1 pseudogene is annotated in these 1,679 nt (G+C 42.5%); it reads right to left on the bottom strand.

The features are described from left to right. Positions 1 to 1,679 (bottom strand): annotated as a pseudogene (locus tag ACFIK3_RS09405) (hypothetical protein); the annotation flags it as partial.

Genomic DNA, 1,679 nt, shown 5'->3' with positions numbered 1-1,679 from the left:
ATTATTAACCTGTTCAGTCAATTTATTCTGAACATTCGTGATAGAACTTCCAACACCGGCAAGTGCATCCGCTACATCAGGATAATCCTTATCTTTAGATCCACCATCAGCATCGAAGGTTTTAAGCGTGAATGTAGGGGCTGTCCAAATGCCATCTTTATAACTAGCACCACCACCAAAATATTTGACTACATTCTCAGATGCTGTTTTGAGATCACTTGTTACAGTCGTAACATTTTTATTTGTTTCAAAAAGCTGGGAACCATTTACTGCTTCATTTGAAGCTGCTGTGAGCGCGCCATTCTTTATACCTGTAAGAGTACGCTTTTCATTTTTGTTGTTGGCAATATCAATTTTATCACCATCTGTTTCTTTTCCAATACTGATGTGTCTCGTTTCTACATTCTGTTTAACGAAGCTACTGGCTGCTACTTGTTCTTTGACATCTTTTAATTGCGAAAAATTCACCGCATCGGTGCTTTCAGTACCCTTTGCCACTCCTGTTATCTTTTTACCCCCAGCGTCTATCCCAGAAATGATTATTTTCGGTCCACCAGAAATCACTAAGCCTGTTGCGTCTAAGATATTGTTTCCTGTTTGTATTTTATCGACTATGACACTCCTGGCGAGATCAAATTTTATATTATTGTCTTTATCGCCCTTTGTAACCGTGAGATTTGTACTTCCAGCAGAAAAATCTACTTCATCGTCTATAAGAACGGTCTCGCCATTTTCACCGCCAACAGACAATTTCCAACCGTTTTTTCTTACAACTTCTTCCAAATCTTTTAACTGTCCAAGATTAACTGCATCGGTAGATTCACTCCCAGCTGCTACGCCTGTAATTTGTCGCGTTATACCCTTAGCAAAATTACCAACACTCACTGCGCCCTGCGTACTTTTCCATTGCGCCTCGGCGCTTTGTGAAGGACCCTGCAACAAAGAAGTGTAACCCAAAGCAGAGGCAGCCCTATCAGATACAGAATCGCTTCCTAGAGCAACACTTCCTTCTGCCGTTGCTACTGAATAAAAACCCAAAGCAGTAGCATTCTTTGCGGCTGACTTTGCACGATGTCCTATAGCAGTCGTAGCATATTCCAAAGCTTTAGAAACAGAACCAACAGCCGTTGAATAATCAGCCTTTGCAATTGTATGGTCGTCTGGCCCAATCGATTCATTATATTCGGAACCTATCGCGATACTGTCTTTGCCTAAAGCATAAGCCATGTAGCCTATAGCAATGCTATCCACTTCCTTTGATACCCGCGCTTGATAACCTATAGCAATACCACGGCTCCCCCCCTGCTCTACCTGTGCCTCAGTACCTATAGCTATCGAATGCTGATTAAACGTTTTTGCCTCACTACCTATAGCAATACTATACAGCGCCTCCTTTGCTGCAGATGCATTGTAACCAAGAACAATCCCCTTTTCTGCGTAATTCTTCGCGCCGTAACCAAGAGCCAACGCAGATTCGCCATCAGCTTTTGCGCCAGCACCAAGAGCGACTGAATTTTCTGCATCAGCTATAGGATCTGCAAAATCTTTGCCAGTAGTGTTAATTTTTAAACCTTTTATAACCGCTGCTTCTTGTGCTGCTTTTAGCTGTGCAAAATTCACCGCATCGGTGCTTTCAGTACCCGTTGCCACTCCAGTTATCTTTTTACCTCCAGCATCAA

The sequence above is a fragment of the Bartonella sp. CB10SXKL genome, from assembly GCF_042195515.1.
GTDB lineage: Bacteria > Pseudomonadota > Alphaproteobacteria > Rhizobiales > Rhizobiaceae > Bartonella.
This window is presented reverse-complemented; position numbering and strand designations above follow the sequence as displayed.